This is a genomic window from Mesorhizobium sp. M1342, assembly GCF_040317955.1.
Taxonomy (GTDB): domain Bacteria; phylum Pseudomonadota; class Alphaproteobacteria; order Rhizobiales; family Rhizobiaceae; genus Mesorhizobium.
Map to the genome: position 1 here is coordinate 21,561 of NZ_JAMYLI010000004.1, position 13,510 is coordinate 35,070.

Consider the following 13,510-nt stretch of genomic DNA (forward strand, 5'->3'; position numbering starts at 1 on the left):
CCTCAAGCCGGCCGCACCAGAATGTGTTTTTTCTTTCCCAGAGAAAGCTTTACGACGCTTTCCGGACTCAAATCCTTTGAAGTCACCAGGCGGCGCTCGTCGCTCACCGGCTCGTCGTTCAGGCGCACGGCACCGCCCTGCACATGCCGCCGCGCTTCGCCGTTCGATGCCGCCAGTCCGGCAGTGACCAGCAGCGACAGGATACCGACGCCGGTTTCAAGCGCCGTTTTGTCGACCTCGACGGTCGGTAGCGACTCCGCGAGCGCGCCTTCCTCGAACGTCTTGCGCGCCGTATCGCTGGCTTGCTCGGCGGCTGCACGGCCGTGCAGCAGGGCGGTGATCTCGGTGGCGAGGATCTTCTTGGCCTCATTGATCTCGGATCCGCCGAGCTGTTCGAGCCGCGCCACCTCGTCCAGCGGCAGCGTCGTGTAGAGCTTCAGGAAGCGGGCGACGTCGGCATCCTCGGTGTTGCGCCAGTACTGCCAGAATTCGTAGGGGCTCAGCATCTCCGCATCGAGCCAGACCGCGCCCGAAGCCGACTTGCCCATCTTGGCGCCCGACGAGGTGGTGAGCAGCGGGGTCGTCAGCGCATAGAGCTGCGCATCCTCCATGCGGCGGCCGAGATCGATGCCGTTGATGATGTTGCCCCACTGGTCGGAGCCGCCCATCTGCAGGCGGCAGCCGAGACGCTTGTAGAGCTCGACGAAATCATAGGCCTGCAGGATCATGTAGTTGAATTCGAGGAACGACAGCGACTGCTCGCGATCGAGCCGCAACTTGACGGAATCGAACGCCAGCATGCGGTTGACGGAAAAGTGACGGCCGACATCGCGGAGGAAATTGACGTAGTTGATCTCCATCAGCCAGTCGGCGTTGTTGACCATGATGGCGTCGTTCGGACCGCTGCCGAATTTGAGGTAGGGCATGAAGTTGCGGCGGATGCCGGCTAGATTGTCTTCGATGTCCTGCGGGGTCAAAAGCTTGCGCGCCTCGTCCTTGAAGGACGGGTCGCCGATCATCGAGGTGCCGCCGCCCATCAACGCGATCGGCCGATGACCGGTCTGCTGCAGCCAGTGCAGCATCATGATTTGGATCAGCGAGCCGGCGTGCAGGCTCTTGGCGGTGGCGTCGAAGCCGATATAGGCCGTCACCGTCTCCTTGGCGAAGATATTGTCGAGGCCGGCATCATCCGAAGTCTGGTGGATGAAACCGCGCTCGCTCATCGTGCGCAGGAAATCGGATTTGAAGGCGGACATTGTTTCTTTCCCGAAAGCGCCCGGCCGCTGTGGCTCGGATGTGCATGAACGCGGGCGTTTAGCATCCAAGCGCGATCAGCAAAAGTGGTTTCCGGTTTTGCGTCTGATCGCGCGCCAGACAAAGATCCAGCGATCAGCAAAAGTGGTTTCCCGTTTTGCAGCTAGCGCGGATGGCGTTTGCGAATCCTTGCTTCGTCGTTTGGGCTGGCGTATTGAGGCGCCGCGCAGGGGCAGGGCCTGAGGCGCCGCGACGGGGCCATCCCGCAGATCAGATCCGGAAAGCTCCGCGATGAACAGGAACTATCTTTTTCTCTTTCTGTTCAGCGTGCTGATGACTTTCAGTGGACTGGCGAGCCTTCCACCCGTCGACCGGGACGAATCCCGTTTTGTCCAGGCCACCAAGCAGATGGTCGAAACCTCCGACTATGTCGACATCCGTTTTCAGGATGCCTCGCGCTACAAGAAGCCGATCGGCATCTACTGGCTGCAATCGGCGGCCGTGGCGCTGAGCGGCGAGGGGGCGGCGGCGCCGATCTGGGTCTACCGCCTGGTCTCCATGCTTGGCATTGCCTTGGCCGTCGTCGGCATTGCCTGGACAGGCACCAAGCTGTTCGGGGCCAATGCCGGTCTCGCCGCCGGCCTGATGATGGCGGCTATCTTCGCCACAGCCTTCGAGGGCCGTGACGCCAAGACCGACGCCATGCTGCTGGCCTGCTGCGTGGCGGCGCAAGGCGCGCTCGCCCAGATTTATCTGGCATCGCGCCGCAACGAACCGGTGGCCGCCCATTTGCCGTGGATCTTCTGGGCGGCTCAAGGCCTGGGAATCCTTATCAAGGGGCCGGTGGCTCCGCTCCTGTCGGTGCTGACGGTCGCCGCCCTGTTTGCCTTCGAGCGCGACTGGCGCTGGCTCCTGAAGCTGAAGCTCGTGCGCGGTGTCGCCCTGGTGCTGCTCATCGTGCTGCCCTGGGTCGCCCTCATCACCTGGAAGAGCGGCGGCGCCTTCCTCAGTGATGCCGTCGGCAAGGACATGATGGCCAAGGTCGCCTCGGGTGAGGAATCGCACGGCCTGCCGCCGGGCTTCTACATGCTGACCTATTCCTTGTTCATGTGGCCGTTCGGTCTGATCGCGGTCGGCGCCGGGCTGCAGGCCCTCAACCGTCTGCGCGACGATCCCCGGTTACGTTTCTGCCTCGCCTGGTACATTCCGTTCTGGCTGGTGTTCGAGCTGATCCCGACCAAGCTGCCGCACTATGTCCTGCCGGCCTATCCCGGCATGGCGCTGCTGATCGGCTGGCTGCTGACCTTGCCGCCGCAGGAGGCGAATGCGCCGCTCAGGCGCTGGCAGGATTGGTTGTGGTGGTCGACCGCATTCGGTCTTGCCGTGGTCAGCCTTGGCCTGGCGGCGGTCTGCGTCGGAGCGCCGATCTATCTCACCGGCGCCTTCTCCTGGTGGAGCATTCCGGCCGCCGCGGCAGCACTGGGGGCGGGCTACCTTGCCTTCTCGCGGGAGTTGCAGGTTCCGCTTCCTCGCATCGGCGCCGTCGCGGCTTGCGCGGGCATCACCTATGGGCTGTTGTTCGGCGTCATCGCGCCTTCGCTGAAGCCGATCTGGCTGAGCCCGGCGATCGAGGCGGCGTTCCAGGCCAACAGGCCTTGCGACACCACGGTGCTCGCTTCGGCGGAATATCACGAGCCGAGCCTGGTGTTCCTGGTCGGCACCAAGACCGTCCTGACCGATGTCGATGGCGTCGCCAAGCATCTGCTCGGCGATCCTGCCTGCGCCCTGGCGCTGGCGCAGGTCGGCGACGAGCAGAAACTGAATGGGCTGCTGGCGGCGCAAGGCAAGTCGGCGAACCGCGTTGCCGAGGTCGACGGCCTCAACTATTCATCGGGAGACAAGCTGTCGCTCGGCCTCTATCGTGTAACCCAGTGACGGCTCGCCGATGCCCATGACGGCAACAATGGGGTCGAATTTCCTATGCTGGTGAAATCACGCCCGCCCGTTTCGAGCCTGCTCCTTGGGGTAGGGCGCCGGTCGCTCGACAATTTTCGCGATACGATGCAGATCGCCAAAAGCCGCCTTGCCACCCGTCCGGCCAGATACCCGAACGTTTTGTGGTCGGTCTGGGTGCTGGTCTGGATTTTGCTGACGGCGGCAGCGTTTGTTCGTCTCGACACTCCGGCCGGAATGCTTCACGGCAAGTGGTCGGCGGGATTTGCCCGGACTGCCGACTTTTTCACCCAGTTCGGCCTGGGTGGCTGGTATCTCATTCCGTCGGCGCTTCTGCTTGTCGCCGCGAACCTGACGGATTGGCGAAGCCTCTCCCGGCGCTCGCTGATGCTCCTCTACAACTGGACCTGCCTGGCTTTTCTGGTGCTGTGCGCCACCGGCCTGTCGGGAATCGCCGTCAATGTGCTGAAATATGCGATTGGCCGGGCTCGCCCGCTCTATTACGAGGACTTTGGCGTGCTTACCCTGCACCCCTTCGCTTTCGATGCGCGCTTCGCCGGCTTTCCATCCGGCCATGGTACGACGATGGGCGCGGTGTTCGGGGTCGCTTTGCTGTTGTTTCCGCGGCGCTGGTACATCGCCCTGGCGATCACTGCCTGCATCGCCTCGACCCGTATCTTCGTTGGCGCGCACTATCCCAGCGACACCGTCGCCGGCTTCGGCCTTGGCTGCGGTTTCGCGCTGGCCTGCGGGCTGGTCTTTGCCCGGCTCGGCTTCATCTTCCGGCCGATGCCTTCGGGACTGCCGGTCCGCAAGACAACGTTTCGGCTGATTGGGCGGAGAAGGAACGCTTCCTGAGCATTCGAAGTTCAGTTGCCGTCCAGCCCGCCATAGGATCTGACCAGGCCGGCCATGCCGGGCGACTGGTGGTCTTCGCTTTCCAGCCCCTGTGCAACGCCGACGCGATCGGCGACCGGCCGGTTCTGGCTGACCTTCCACTTGCCGTGGATTTCGCTGATCTCGATTTCCAGCCCGATAATGCCTTTGATCTGCGACTGGATGAACGGCTCCGGCGCGTCGGTCACTGCCCAGGGCGCTTGGCGAGCGCCTTCCTGCGACGCCGTCAGATCGGCGATCTGCTGCGCCAGCCAGTCCTGGTCATCCATCACCTTGACTGTGCCGCGAACCTGCACGATGGCATAATTCCAGGTCGGCACCACCTTGCCGGTCTCGCGCTTGGTCTCGTACCAGGACGGCGTCACATAGGCATCGCTGCCCTGGAAGACGATCAATACCGGTGAAGCCGGATTGTCGGCCAGCAGGCGCCATTGCGGGTTGGCCCGCGCCAGATGGGCGCGCAGCCTGCCGTTAGGCCCGATTTCCGCGTCGAGCAGGAACGGGACAGCGTTGGCGACCGGCCCATCGGACCCGTTGGAAATCAACAGGCCCAGCGGATGCGTCCGGATCAGCCCGTGCAGGATTTCCGGCCGCGTTTCCCTGAAATGAGGAGGCTCGTACATCGCCGTCCGTTCTTTTCTTGTTTATCTCAGCCGCTTCGGACGCGGATCCGACAATTCGCCGGCCAGCCGGCGGTCGAGATAGTCGGCGCATTCCTCGAGCAGCAGGTCGGCATCGTTGGCGAAGAAATGGTTGGCGCCGGGCAACGTCTTTTGCGTGATGGTGATGCCCTTCTGCGTGTGCAGCTTGTCGACCAGGCCCTGCACATCCTTCGGCGGCGCCACCTTGTCGGCATCGCCATGGATGATCAGGCCCGATGACGGGCAGGGCGCCAGGAACGAGAAATCATAGGTGTTGGGCTGCGGCGCGATCGAGATGAAGCCTTCGATTTCCGGCCGGCGCATCAGAAGCTGCATGCCGATCCAGGAGCCGAAGGAGTAGCCGGCGACCCAGCAACTCTTGGAATCCGGATGCAGCGACTGCACCCAATCCAGCGCCGCGGCGGCATCCGACAACTCGCCGGTGCCGTGGTCGAACTCGCCCTGGCTGCGGCCGATGCCGCGGAAATTGAAGCGCAGCGTGGTGAAATCCCGCTTCTGGAACATGTAGAAGAGGTCGTAGACGATCTTGTTGTTCATCGTGCCGCCGAATTGCGGATGCGGGTGCAGGACGATGGCAATCGGCGCGCTTTTTTCCTTGGAAGGCTGATAGCGACCCTCCAGGCGGCCGGCAGGACCGGTGAAAATGACCTCAGGCATAAAATACTCCACTTGGTAATACGAACGCGCGGTGCCTGGAACGTTTCCTCTGGCCTTGACGCAGGGCGAGCGTCTTCTTAGAAGCTAGTTTAGAATTGTTCAAAACTGGGTGGCAAGACATCGAGCCCGGCCACCCGCGCCGCAAGCCGCGTAAATAGGACGGCTCGCCTTGGAATTTCAAGGAAATAACGCCATACGACATCGGAATGGCTTCTGACGGGACTTGACGGACGAAAATGGCCGCAAAACGCGCCTATCTCGATTATAATGCCAGTGCGCCGCTGCTTGCCGCGGCCCGCGAGGCTATGGTCGCGGCGCTTGACGTCGCCGCCAATCCGTCATCGGTTCACGCCGAGGGGCGTGCGGCCCGCCGCCTGATCGAGAGCGCCAGGCGTGACGTGGCGGCGCTCGTCAACGCCAAGGCGGAGCATATCGTGTTCACCTCCGGTGCCACGGAAGCCGCCTCGACGCTGCTGTCACCAGACTGGCGGATGGGGCGCGGCACCGTGCGCATGAGCCGGCTTTACGTGTCCGAGGCCGATCATCCCTGCCTGTTGAATGGCGGACACTTCCCGGCAGCGCAGGTTACCCGGATCGGTGTCGACGCCAACGGCATCGCCGATCTCGGCGCCTTGGCATCGGTGCTCGGCGGTCATGACAAGAGCGAAGGCCTGCCGCTGGTCGCTATCCATGCCGCCAACAACGAAACCGGCGTCATCCAGCCGATCGATCGCATCGCCGAAATCGTCAAGACGGCGGGCGGTATCCTCATTGTCGACGCCGTACAGGCCGCGGGGCGCATTTCGATCGAGCTATCAGCGGGTTACGCCGATTATCTGATTCTGTCCTCGCACAAGATCGGTGGTCCCAAAGGTGTCGGCGCCATCGTCGCGGCTTCGGATTTGATGATGCCGAAGCCGTTGATCAATGGCGGCGGCCAGGAAAAGGGCCATCGCGGCGGCACTGAAAACCTCGCCGCCATATCAGGTTTTGGCGCGGCCGCCCGCGAGGCGCTTGCCGGACTACAAAGCATGGATGCGGTACGCCGGCGCCGCGACGAGATCGAAGCCATCGTGAAAACGCTGGTGCCGGACGCGGAAATCTTCGGAACCGGTGCGCCAAGGCTTGCCAATACGGCATTCTTCGCTATTGCGGGCGTCAAAGCCGAAACCGCGCAGATCGCCTTCGATCTGGCCGGTGTAGCGCTGTCGGCCGGCTCTGCCTGTTCGTCTGGCAAGGTCGGACCGAGCCATGTGCTGAAAGCCATGGGATACGGCGACAGTCTCGGCGCCTTGCGGGTGTCCATCGGACCGGCGACCGGCGCGGAAGACGTTGAGCTTTTCCGCACCGCGCTTGCGGGTATTGCCGCCCGTAGGGCGGATAGAGAACGGGCCGCGTAGCGGTTGGACGAATTTGGGCCTTTCGGCCTGGTAGAGCCGTGCGTTTCATGCTGGCCGGGTGAATTCCCGGTCGAAGCGCACTATATTAAACTTACGCTGCCGCGAGCACCTCTTGGGGTTCGGTTTTGGCGGTGCCATAGTTTGAAAACTGTCGGGCCTTGACCCCGGCGTGGATGGAGAACGCATATGCCTGCTGTGCAGGACACGATCGATCGGGTCCGAAAGATCGACGTCGACCAATACAAATACGGATTCCAGACCGAAATCGCGATGGACAAGGCCCCCAAGGGCCTCAGCGAAGACATCATCCGTTTCATTTCGGCCAAGAAGGACGAGCCGTCCTGGATGCTGGAATGGCGTCTGGAAGCGTATCGCCGCTGGCTGACGCTTGACGAGCCGACCTGGGCGCGCGTCCACTATCCGAAGATCGATTTCCAGGACATCTACTTCTACGCGGCGCCGAAGAGCACGCCCGGCCCGACCTCGCTCAGCGATGTCGATCCCGAGCTGCTGAAGGTCTACGAGAAGCTGGGGATTCCGCTGCGGGAGCAGGAAATCCTCGCCGGCGTGCAGAAGACCGACGCCTCCGAGCTCGAGGAAGTCAGCGACAATGTCTATAAATCAGGCCGCGTCGCCGTCGACGCCGTGTTCGATTCCGTCTCCGTCGTCACCACCTTCAAGAAGGAGTTGGCGCAGGCCGGCGTCATCTTCTGCTCGATCTCGGAAGCCATTCGCGAGCATCCGGAGCTGGTGAAGAAATATCTCGGTTCGGTCGTGCCGACGTCCGACAATTACTACGCGACGCTGAATTCGGCCGTGTTCACCGACGGCTCCTTCGTGTTCGTGCCCAAGGGCGTGCGCTGCCCGATGGAACTGTCGACCTATTTCCGCATGAACGAGAAGAACACCGGCCAGTTCGAACGCACGCTGATCATCGCCGAGGAGGGGGCTTACGTCTCCTATCTCGAAGGCTGCACGGCGCCGCAGCGCGACGAGAACCAGCTGCATGCCGCCGTTGTCGAACTGGTGGCGCTCGACGATGCCGAGATCAAATATTCGACGGTGCAGAACTGGTATCCCGGCGACGCCGAAGGCAAGGGCGGCATCTACAATTTCGTCACCAAGCGCGGCGACTGCCGCGGCGACCGTTCCAAGATTTCGTGGACGCAGGTCGAGACCGGCTCCGCCATTACCTGGAAATATCCGAGCTGCATCCTGCGTGGCGACGATTCCCAAGGCGAGTTCTATTCGATCGCCGTGTCGAACGGCTATCAGCAGGTCGACAGCGGCACCAAGATGATCCATCTCGGCAAGAACACGTCGAGCCGCATCATCTCCAAGGGCATCGCCGCCGGCTTCTCGCAGAACACCTATCGCGGCCAGGTCTCGGCGCATCGCAAAGCGACCAACGCCCGCAATTTCACCAACTGCGACAGTCTGCTGATCGGCGACCAGTGCGGCGCGCACACCGTGCCTTACATGGAAGCCAAGAATTCGACGGCGCAGTTCGAGCACGAGGCGACGACGTCGAAGATTTCCGAGGACCAGAAATTCTACGTCATGCAGCGCGGCATCCCGGAAGAGGAAGCGATCGCGCTGATCGTCAACGGCTTCGTCAAGGATGTCATCCAGCAACTGCCGATGGAATTCGCGGTCGAAGCGCAGAAGCTGATCGGGATTAGCCTTGAGGGCTCGGTCGGCTGACCGGATATATATTCAGGAAACGAAAAAATGCTTGAAATCAGAAACCTGCACGCCCGCATCGTCGATGACGGCACCGAGATCATCCGCGGCTTGAACCTGACGGTGAAAGCCGGCCAGGTCGCCGCGATCATGGGGCCGAACGGCTCGGGAAAATCGACGCTGTCCTACATCCTCGCCGGCCGCGAGGACTATGAAGTGACCGAAGGCGACATCCTCTACAACGGCCAGTCGATCCTCGAAATGGATCCGGCCGAGCGCGCCACGTCAGGCATCTTCCTCGCCTTCCAGTATCCGATGGAGATACCGGGCGTCGCGACCATGGAATTCCTGAAAGTGGCGATGAACGAGCAGCGCAAGGCACGTGGCGAGGAGCCGCTGAAGATCCCGGAATTCCTCAAGCGGGTGAAGGAAGCCGCCGCCTCGCTCAGCATGGACATGGCGATGCTCAAGCGGCCGCTCAATGTCGGCTTCTCCGGCGGCGAGAAGAAGCGCGCCGAGATCCTGCAGATGAAGCTGCTGGAGCCGAAATTGTGCGTGCTCGACGAGACCGATTCCGGCCTCGACATCGATGCGCTGAAGATCGTGTCCGACGGCGTCAACGCGCTGCGGGCGCCGGACCGGGCGTTCCTGGTCATCACCCACTACCAGCGCCTGCTTGAGCACATCGTGCCCGACACCGTGCACGTGCTCTACAAGGGCCAGGTCATCAAGTCAGGCGACAAGTCGCTGGCGCTCGATTTGGAAGCCAATGGCTATGCCGGCGTGATCGGCGAAGCAGCGTGAGATGCCAGAGGGCAGTTTGATGAATATGCACGCACAACCGCAGCGGACACCGGCCGAGACAGCGTTGATCGACGCGTTCGGCGACCGATTGTCGCTGCTGCCGGGCGACGGCGCGGTGATGCTGAAGCGCGACGACGCCATCGAGACGATCAAGCACGGTCTGCCGACGCGGCGCGTCGAATCCTGGCACTATACCGACCTGCGCCGGTTGCTGAATACCGTGCCGGACTTCGACCCGGCCGCCATGGCTAAAGCCATCGCACCGATCGTCGAAGGTTCCGCCGTGGTGTCGATCCTGAACGGCAAGTCCGACGCCAAGGTGCCTGTCCTTGAAGGCGTCACCTTCCAGCGCCTTTCGGAAAAGCTGATCGACGGCAGCATCGCACCGGGGCTCGATCCCTATGGCAGCGACGATGCCATCGGCGCGCTGAACACGGCTTTCGTTGCCGATGGTTATTTCATCGATATTGCCGATGGGACGAAGCTGGAAAAGCCGATCGAACTGCAGAACCTGCAGGCTGGCGGCCAGACGCATGTGCGCCTGCCCGTGCGCGTCGGCGCCAGCGCCAAGGCCGTCATCGTCGAACGGCAGACGGGTGATGGCGCTGCCTTGAGCAGCTCGGTAAGTCAGATCGTGCTCGACGAGGGCGCCGAGGTAACGTGGCTGGTCGTCCAGGAGCAGCCGGAAACGGCGACGCATCTGGCGCAGTTCAAGGCCCATATCGGCAAGAATGCGAAACTGACGCTGTTCGTCATGAACGCCGGCGGCAAGCTCGTGCGCCAGGAGATCATGGTCAGGACGACTGGCGAAGGCGCCGATTTCAAGCTTCGCGGCATCAACCTGCTGGCCGGCGACACCCACACCGACGTGACAATGGTGCTCGACCACGCCGTGCCGCACACGACCTCTACGGAAGTGATCCGCAATGTGGTGACGGGCAAGGCGCGCGGTGTGTTCCAGGGCCGCATCAACGTCCATCAATATGCGCAGAAGACCAACGCCAAGATGGCCTGCAACACGCTGCTTTTGTCGGACGATGGCGAGTTCTCGACCAAGCCGGAGCTTGAAATCTTCGCCGACGACGTGATTTGCGGCCACGGCGCGACGGTCACCGAAATAGACCACGACCATCTGTTCTACCTGATGGCGCGCGGCGTCGACGAGAAAAGCGCGCGGGGGTTGCTCGTGAAGGCCTTCGTCGCGGAGGTGATCGAGGAACTGGACGACGAGGCGATCGTCGAGGCGCTGGAAGCGCGGCTCGACGACTGGTTCGTGGCACACGGGTGACCTGATGAACGCTCCAGGCAAGATCGGAGATTTCTACGACGTCGAAGCGATCCGCCGCGATTTCCCGATCCTGTCGCGGGAAGTCTATGGCAAGCCGCTGGTCTATCTCGACAATGGCGCCTCGGCACAGAAGCCGCAGGCGGTGCTCGACGCCATCCAGCACGCCTATTCTCAGGAATATGCCAACGTCCATCGCGGCCTGCACTTCCTCTCCAATGCGGCGACCGACGCATATGAAAAGGCGCGGGAAACGGTGCGCCGTTTCCTCAATGCGCCGAGCACCGACAACATCGTCTTCACCTCGAACACGACGTCGGCCATCAATACCGTCGCCTATGGCTATGGCATGCCCAACATCGGCGAGGGCGACGAGATCGTGCTGTCGATCATGGAGCACCACTCTAACATCGTTCCCTGGCATTTCATCCGCGAGCGGCAGGGCGCGAAACTCGTTTGGGTGCCGGTCGACGATCTCGGCGTCTTCCACATCGAGGAATTCGAGAAGCGGTTGACCGATCGCACCAAGCTGATCGCCATCACGCAGATGTCGAATGCGCTGGGCACGGTGACGCCGATCAAGGAGATCGTGCGCATTGCGCATTCGCGTGGAATTCCCGTGCTGGTCGACGGCAGCCAGAGCGCCGTGCATATGCCGATCGATGTGCAGGATCTCGACTGCGACTTCTTCGTCTTCACCGGCCACAAGGTCTACGGCCCCTCGGGCATCGGCGTGCTCTACGGCAAGAAGGACATTCTCGCTGGCATGCGGCCCTTCATGGGCGGCGGCGAGATGATCGAGGAGGTGACGGAAGACATCGTCACCTACAACGAGCCGCCCCACCGTTTCGAAGCCGGCACGCCGCCGATCGTCCAGGCGATCGGGCTGGGTGCTGCGCTCGACTATATGGAAAAAATCGGCCGCGAGCGCATCGCCGCGCATGAGGAAGATCTCAAGAATTACGCGCATGAGCGGCTGCGCGCCATCAATTCGCTGCGCATCTTCGGCGATGCGCCTGGCAAGGGCGCCATCATCTCGTTTGAACTGCAAGGCATTCATGCGCATGACGTGTCGATGGTGATCGACAGGCAGGGCGTTGCTGTCCGCGCCGGCACCCATTGCGCCCAGCCGCTGTTGAAACGGTTCGGCGTAACCTCCACATGCAGGGCATCGTTCGGCATGTATAATACCAGGGCCGAAGTCGACGCTTTGGCCGAGGCGCTCGAAAAAGCGCGCAAATTCTTCGGATGATGATTTTTTTGGGTGACGACCATGGATGATGCAAGCATCGCTGCCGAGACCATTCCGGAAACCGCGCCCAATGCGCTGGTTTCGGGATCGGCCATTCCAGCCGACGAGCTGGCGCGGCTGACCGACGACATCGTCTCGGCGCTGAAGACCGTCTACGATCCGGAAATCCCAGCCGATATCTACGAGCTCGGCCTGATCTACAAGATCGACATCGAGGACAATCGCTCGGTCAAGATCGACATGACGCTGACCGCTCCGGGCTGCCCGGTCGCCGGCGAAATGCCCGGCTGGGTGGAGAATGCCGTCGGCGCCGTCGAAGGCGTGTCCGGCGTCGAGGTCAACATGACTTTCGACCCGCCATGGTCGGCCGACCGCATGTCGGAAGAGGCGCAGGTGGCGGTGGGTTGGTACTAGCCCGACAGAGGCTGGTGCACTTGCGCCAGGGATAAAACTTCACCATTTTAGGTGAGGAATCATTCGGCAGGCCTTGAACCTGCATGGAATGGAAGGAAAAAGAATGGGACGCTTCGCCGTCATCACGATGACCGAAAAGGCCGCCGACCGGGTGCGCGAGATCGTCGCCACCCGCGACAACGCGCACGGCATCCGCCTCGGCATCAAGAAGGGCGGCTGCGCCGGCATGGAATATACGGTCGATCTGGTGACCGAGCCCAACACCAAGGACGACCATATCGAGCGCGATGGCGCGCATGTCTATGTGGCGCCCGAGGCAGCGCTATTCCTGTTCGGCACCGAGATGGATTTCGAGCAGACGACGCTTCGCACCGGCTTCACATTCCGCAATCCGAATCAGAGTTCGGCCTGCGGCTGCGGTGAGTCCGTCGAGTTGAAGCCGGCGGACCTCAAGGCGCTGGCAGAAGCACGCGCCTCGGCCTGATCTTCCAGCCCCGTAAGCGGCAGGGGTGATCGCATATGACTGGCTTGCGCTCTACGAATACCCCCACCCTTAATCCCTCCCCACAAGGGGGAGGGAGACTCGGTAGGCGCTGATTCCGCAAATCCCCGAGGTTTCGACGCCAAAAGGATGGCGCGCGGCAGCGTTCCCTCCCCCTTGTGGGGAGGGTTAGGGTGGGGGTCCTCTTCGTAAAAACCCATATGCAATCGCCCCGCCGTAAACGAGGTGAAGGACGCTAATCCACCCACATGCCCGTCCGCTTGTGCCAGTCGACGATCGATTCCTCGGGATAGACGTCGAAGACCTTGTCATGCTTGCCAACCTCCGGCTCCACCCAGTTCGCCTTGTATTTCAGCATCAGGTGCACCTTGCTTGGCGGAATGGGTAAATCGCTGTCGACCGCCGAGGCGAAGGGATGCACCAGTTCCGGCCATGTCGGGTCGTAGAGCCAAAGGGCCGCCCCGCATTTCTTGCAGAAATTGCGCTCGCCGCTCGAGATTTCGCAATGCGGATGCTCGTCATCCTCGATCTCCGCCCGAAAGACGCCGAGGCTGCGCTTGCCCCTGATGTTCAGTGTTTCGTTGTCCGCACCGAGATTGATGGCAAACCCGCCGCCGCCCTGCTGCTTGCGGCAGATCGAGCAGTAGCACAGCATGAATGGCGCCGGCGTGTGGCTCTCCACCTCGAAACGCACGGCATTGCAGCGGCAGGACCCTTTGAGCAGGACGGGCATGGCGGGAAACTCCG

At 62.2% G+C, this 13,510-nt stretch carries 14 protein-coding genes; 10 read left to right on the top strand and 4 right to left on the bottom strand.

The window, feature by feature from the left end:
* Nucleotides 1-2 precede the first annotated feature (2 nt).
* On the bottom strand, nt 3-1,256 hold the full coding sequence (tyrS, locus tag NKH06_RS04930; protein WP_352865653.1) for a tyrosine--tRNA ligase: 1,254 nt from the start codon (nt 1,254-1,256) through the stop codon (nt 3-5).
* On the opposite strand from tyrS, the gene NKH06_RS04935 reads away from it, so the two are divergent.
* The 3 genes from NKH06_RS04935 to NKH06_RS04945 are packed head-to-tail and all read left to right on the top strand — an operon-like array spanning nt 1,243 to nt 4,065.
* Nucleotides 1,243-1,497 (top strand): hypothetical protein, encoded by a 255-nt coding sequence (locus NKH06_RS04935; RefSeq protein ID WP_352865650.1) that lies wholly within the window; start codon nt 1,243-1,245, stop codon nt 1,495-1,497. The two genes, tyrS and NKH06_RS04935, sit on opposite strands and share 14 nt — an antisense overlap.
* A gap of 48 nt (nt 1,498-1,545) precedes the next feature.
* Nucleotides 1,546-3,189 (top strand): ArnT family glycosyltransferase, encoded by a 1,644-nt coding sequence (locus tag NKH06_RS04940; RefSeq protein WP_352773101.1) that lies wholly within the window; start codon nt 1,546-1,548, stop codon nt 3,187-3,189.
* Between the two features lie 45 nt (nt 3,190-3,234).
* Nucleotides 3,235-4,065 (top strand): phosphatase PAP2 family protein, encoded by an 831-nt coding sequence (locus NKH06_RS04945; protein WP_352892416.1) that lies wholly within the window; start codon nt 3,235-3,237, stop codon nt 4,063-4,065.
* An 11-nt stretch (nt 4,066-4,076) separates the two neighbouring features.
* Here NKH06_RS04945 and NKH06_RS04950 read toward each other — a convergent pair whose 3' ends face one another.
* Nucleotides 4,077-4,727, bottom strand: coding sequence for an FMN-binding negative transcriptional regulator (locus NKH06_RS04950; RefSeq protein WP_352440138.1), 651 nt, complete (start codon nt 4,725-4,727; stop codon nt 4,077-4,079).
* Nucleotides 4,728-4,748: 21 nt separating this feature from the next.
* The gene (locus NKH06_RS04955; RefSeq protein WP_023669128.1) at nt 4,749-5,423 is read right to left on the bottom strand and encodes an alpha/beta hydrolase; all 675 of its coding nucleotides are present in this window, start codon (nt 5,421-5,423) and stop codon (nt 4,749-4,751) included.
* Nucleotides 5,424-5,659: 236 nt separating this feature from the next.
* Between NKH06_RS04955 and NKH06_RS04960 the strand changes: the two genes are divergently transcribed.
* From NKH06_RS04960 to sufA, 7 genes are all read left to right on the top strand, one after another.
* Complete coding sequence (locus tag NKH06_RS04960) at nt 5,660-6,823, top strand: cysteine desulfurase family protein (RefSeq protein ID WP_128303262.1); 1,164 nt, start codon at nt 5,660-5,662, stop codon at nt 6,821-6,823.
* Between the two features lie 186 nt (nt 6,824-7,009).
* Nucleotides 7,010-8,527, top strand: coding sequence for a Fe-S cluster assembly protein SufB (gene sufB / locus NKH06_RS04965; RefSeq protein ID WP_127319478.1), 1,518 nt, complete (start codon nt 7,010-7,012; stop codon nt 8,525-8,527).
* Between the two features lie 27 nt (nt 8,528-8,554).
* A complete protein-coding gene (sufC, locus tag NKH06_RS04970) occupies nt 8,555-9,310 on the top strand; it encodes a Fe-S cluster assembly ATPase SufC (protein ID WP_128303263.1) in 756 nt (251 codons plus the stop codon).
* Between the two features lie 19 nt (nt 9,311-9,329).
* Nucleotides 9,330-10,598, top strand: a complete 1,269-nt coding sequence (gene sufD / locus NKH06_RS04975; protein WP_352892421.1) for a Fe-S cluster assembly protein SufD — start codon at nt 9,330-9,332, stop codon at nt 10,596-10,598.
* A 4-nt stretch (nt 10,599-10,602) separates the two neighbouring features.
* Nucleotides 10,603-11,847 carry a cysteine desulfurase gene (locus NKH06_RS04980; RefSeq protein ID WP_352440141.1) on the top strand — a complete coding sequence of 415 codons (1,245 nt, stop codon included), beginning with the start codon at nt 10,603-10,605 and terminating at the stop codon, nt 11,845-11,847.
* Nucleotides 11,848-11,868: 21 nt separating this feature from the next.
* Nucleotides 11,869-12,261: an SUF system Fe-S cluster assembly protein gene (locus NKH06_RS04985; protein ID WP_023810315.1), complete on the top strand. Its 393-nt coding sequence runs from the start codon at nt 11,869-11,871 to the stop codon at nt 12,259-12,261.
* Between the two features lie 103 nt (nt 12,262-12,364).
* Entirely contained in the window at nt 12,365-12,745 is a 381-nt protein-coding gene (gene sufA / locus NKH06_RS04990; protein ID WP_023810316.1) for a Fe-S cluster assembly scaffold SufA, read from the top strand.
* A 253-nt stretch (nt 12,746-12,998) separates the two neighbouring features.
* Here the strand turns inward: sufA and NKH06_RS04995 are convergent, their stop codons facing one another.
* A complete protein-coding gene (locus NKH06_RS04995) occupies nt 12,999-13,496 on the bottom strand; it encodes a GFA family protein (RefSeq protein WP_128303266.1) in 498 nt (165 codons plus the stop codon).
* Between the last annotated feature and the right edge of the window lie 14 nt (nt 13,497-13,510).

Excerpts from the sequence above, each read along its gene's own strand:
- tyrS (WP_352865653.1), bottom strand. The coding sequence starts at position 1,256 with ATGTCCGCCTTCAAATCCGATTTCCTGCGCACGATGAGCGAGCGCGGT.
- NKH06_RS04940 (WP_352773101.1), top strand. The coding sequence starts at position 1,546 with ATGAACAGGAACTATCTTTTTCTCTTTCTGTTCAGCGTGCTGATGACT.
- NKH06_RS04945 (WP_352892416.1), top strand. The coding sequence starts at position 3,235 with ATGCTGGTGAAATCACGCCCGCCCGTTTCGAGCCTGCTCCTTGGGGTA.
- NKH06_RS04950 (WP_352440138.1), bottom strand. The coding sequence starts at position 4,727 with ATGTACGAGCCTCCTCATTTCAGGGAAACGCGGCCGGAAATCCTGCAC.
- NKH06_RS04955 (WP_023669128.1), bottom strand. The coding sequence starts at position 5,423 with ATGCCTGAGGTCATTTTCACCGGTCCTGCCGGCCGCCTGGAGGGTCGC.
- NKH06_RS04960 (WP_128303262.1), top strand. The coding sequence starts at position 5,660 with ATGGCCGCAAAACGCGCCTATCTCGATTATAATGCCAGTGCGCCGCTG.
- sufB (WP_127319478.1), top strand. The coding sequence starts at position 7,010 with ATGCCTGCTGTGCAGGACACGATCGATCGGGTCCGAAAGATCGACGTC.
- sufC (WP_128303263.1), top strand. The coding sequence starts at position 8,555 with ATGCTTGAAATCAGAAACCTGCACGCCCGCATCGTCGATGACGGCACC.
- sufD (WP_352892421.1), top strand. The coding sequence starts at position 9,330 with ATGAATATGCACGCACAACCGCAGCGGACACCGGCCGAGACAGCGTTG.
- NKH06_RS04980 (WP_352440141.1), top strand. The coding sequence starts at position 10,603 with ATGAACGCTCCAGGCAAGATCGGAGATTTCTACGACGTCGAAGCGATC.
- NKH06_RS04985 (WP_023810315.1), top strand. The coding sequence starts at position 11,869 with ATGGATGATGCAAGCATCGCTGCCGAGACCATTCCGGAAACCGCGCCC.
- sufA (WP_023810316.1), top strand. The coding sequence starts at position 12,365 with ATGGGACGCTTCGCCGTCATCACGATGACCGAAAAGGCCGCCGACCGG.
- NKH06_RS04995 (WP_128303266.1), bottom strand. The coding sequence starts at position 13,496 with ATGCCCGTCCTGCTCAAAGGGTCCTGCCGCTGCAATGCCGTGCGTTTC.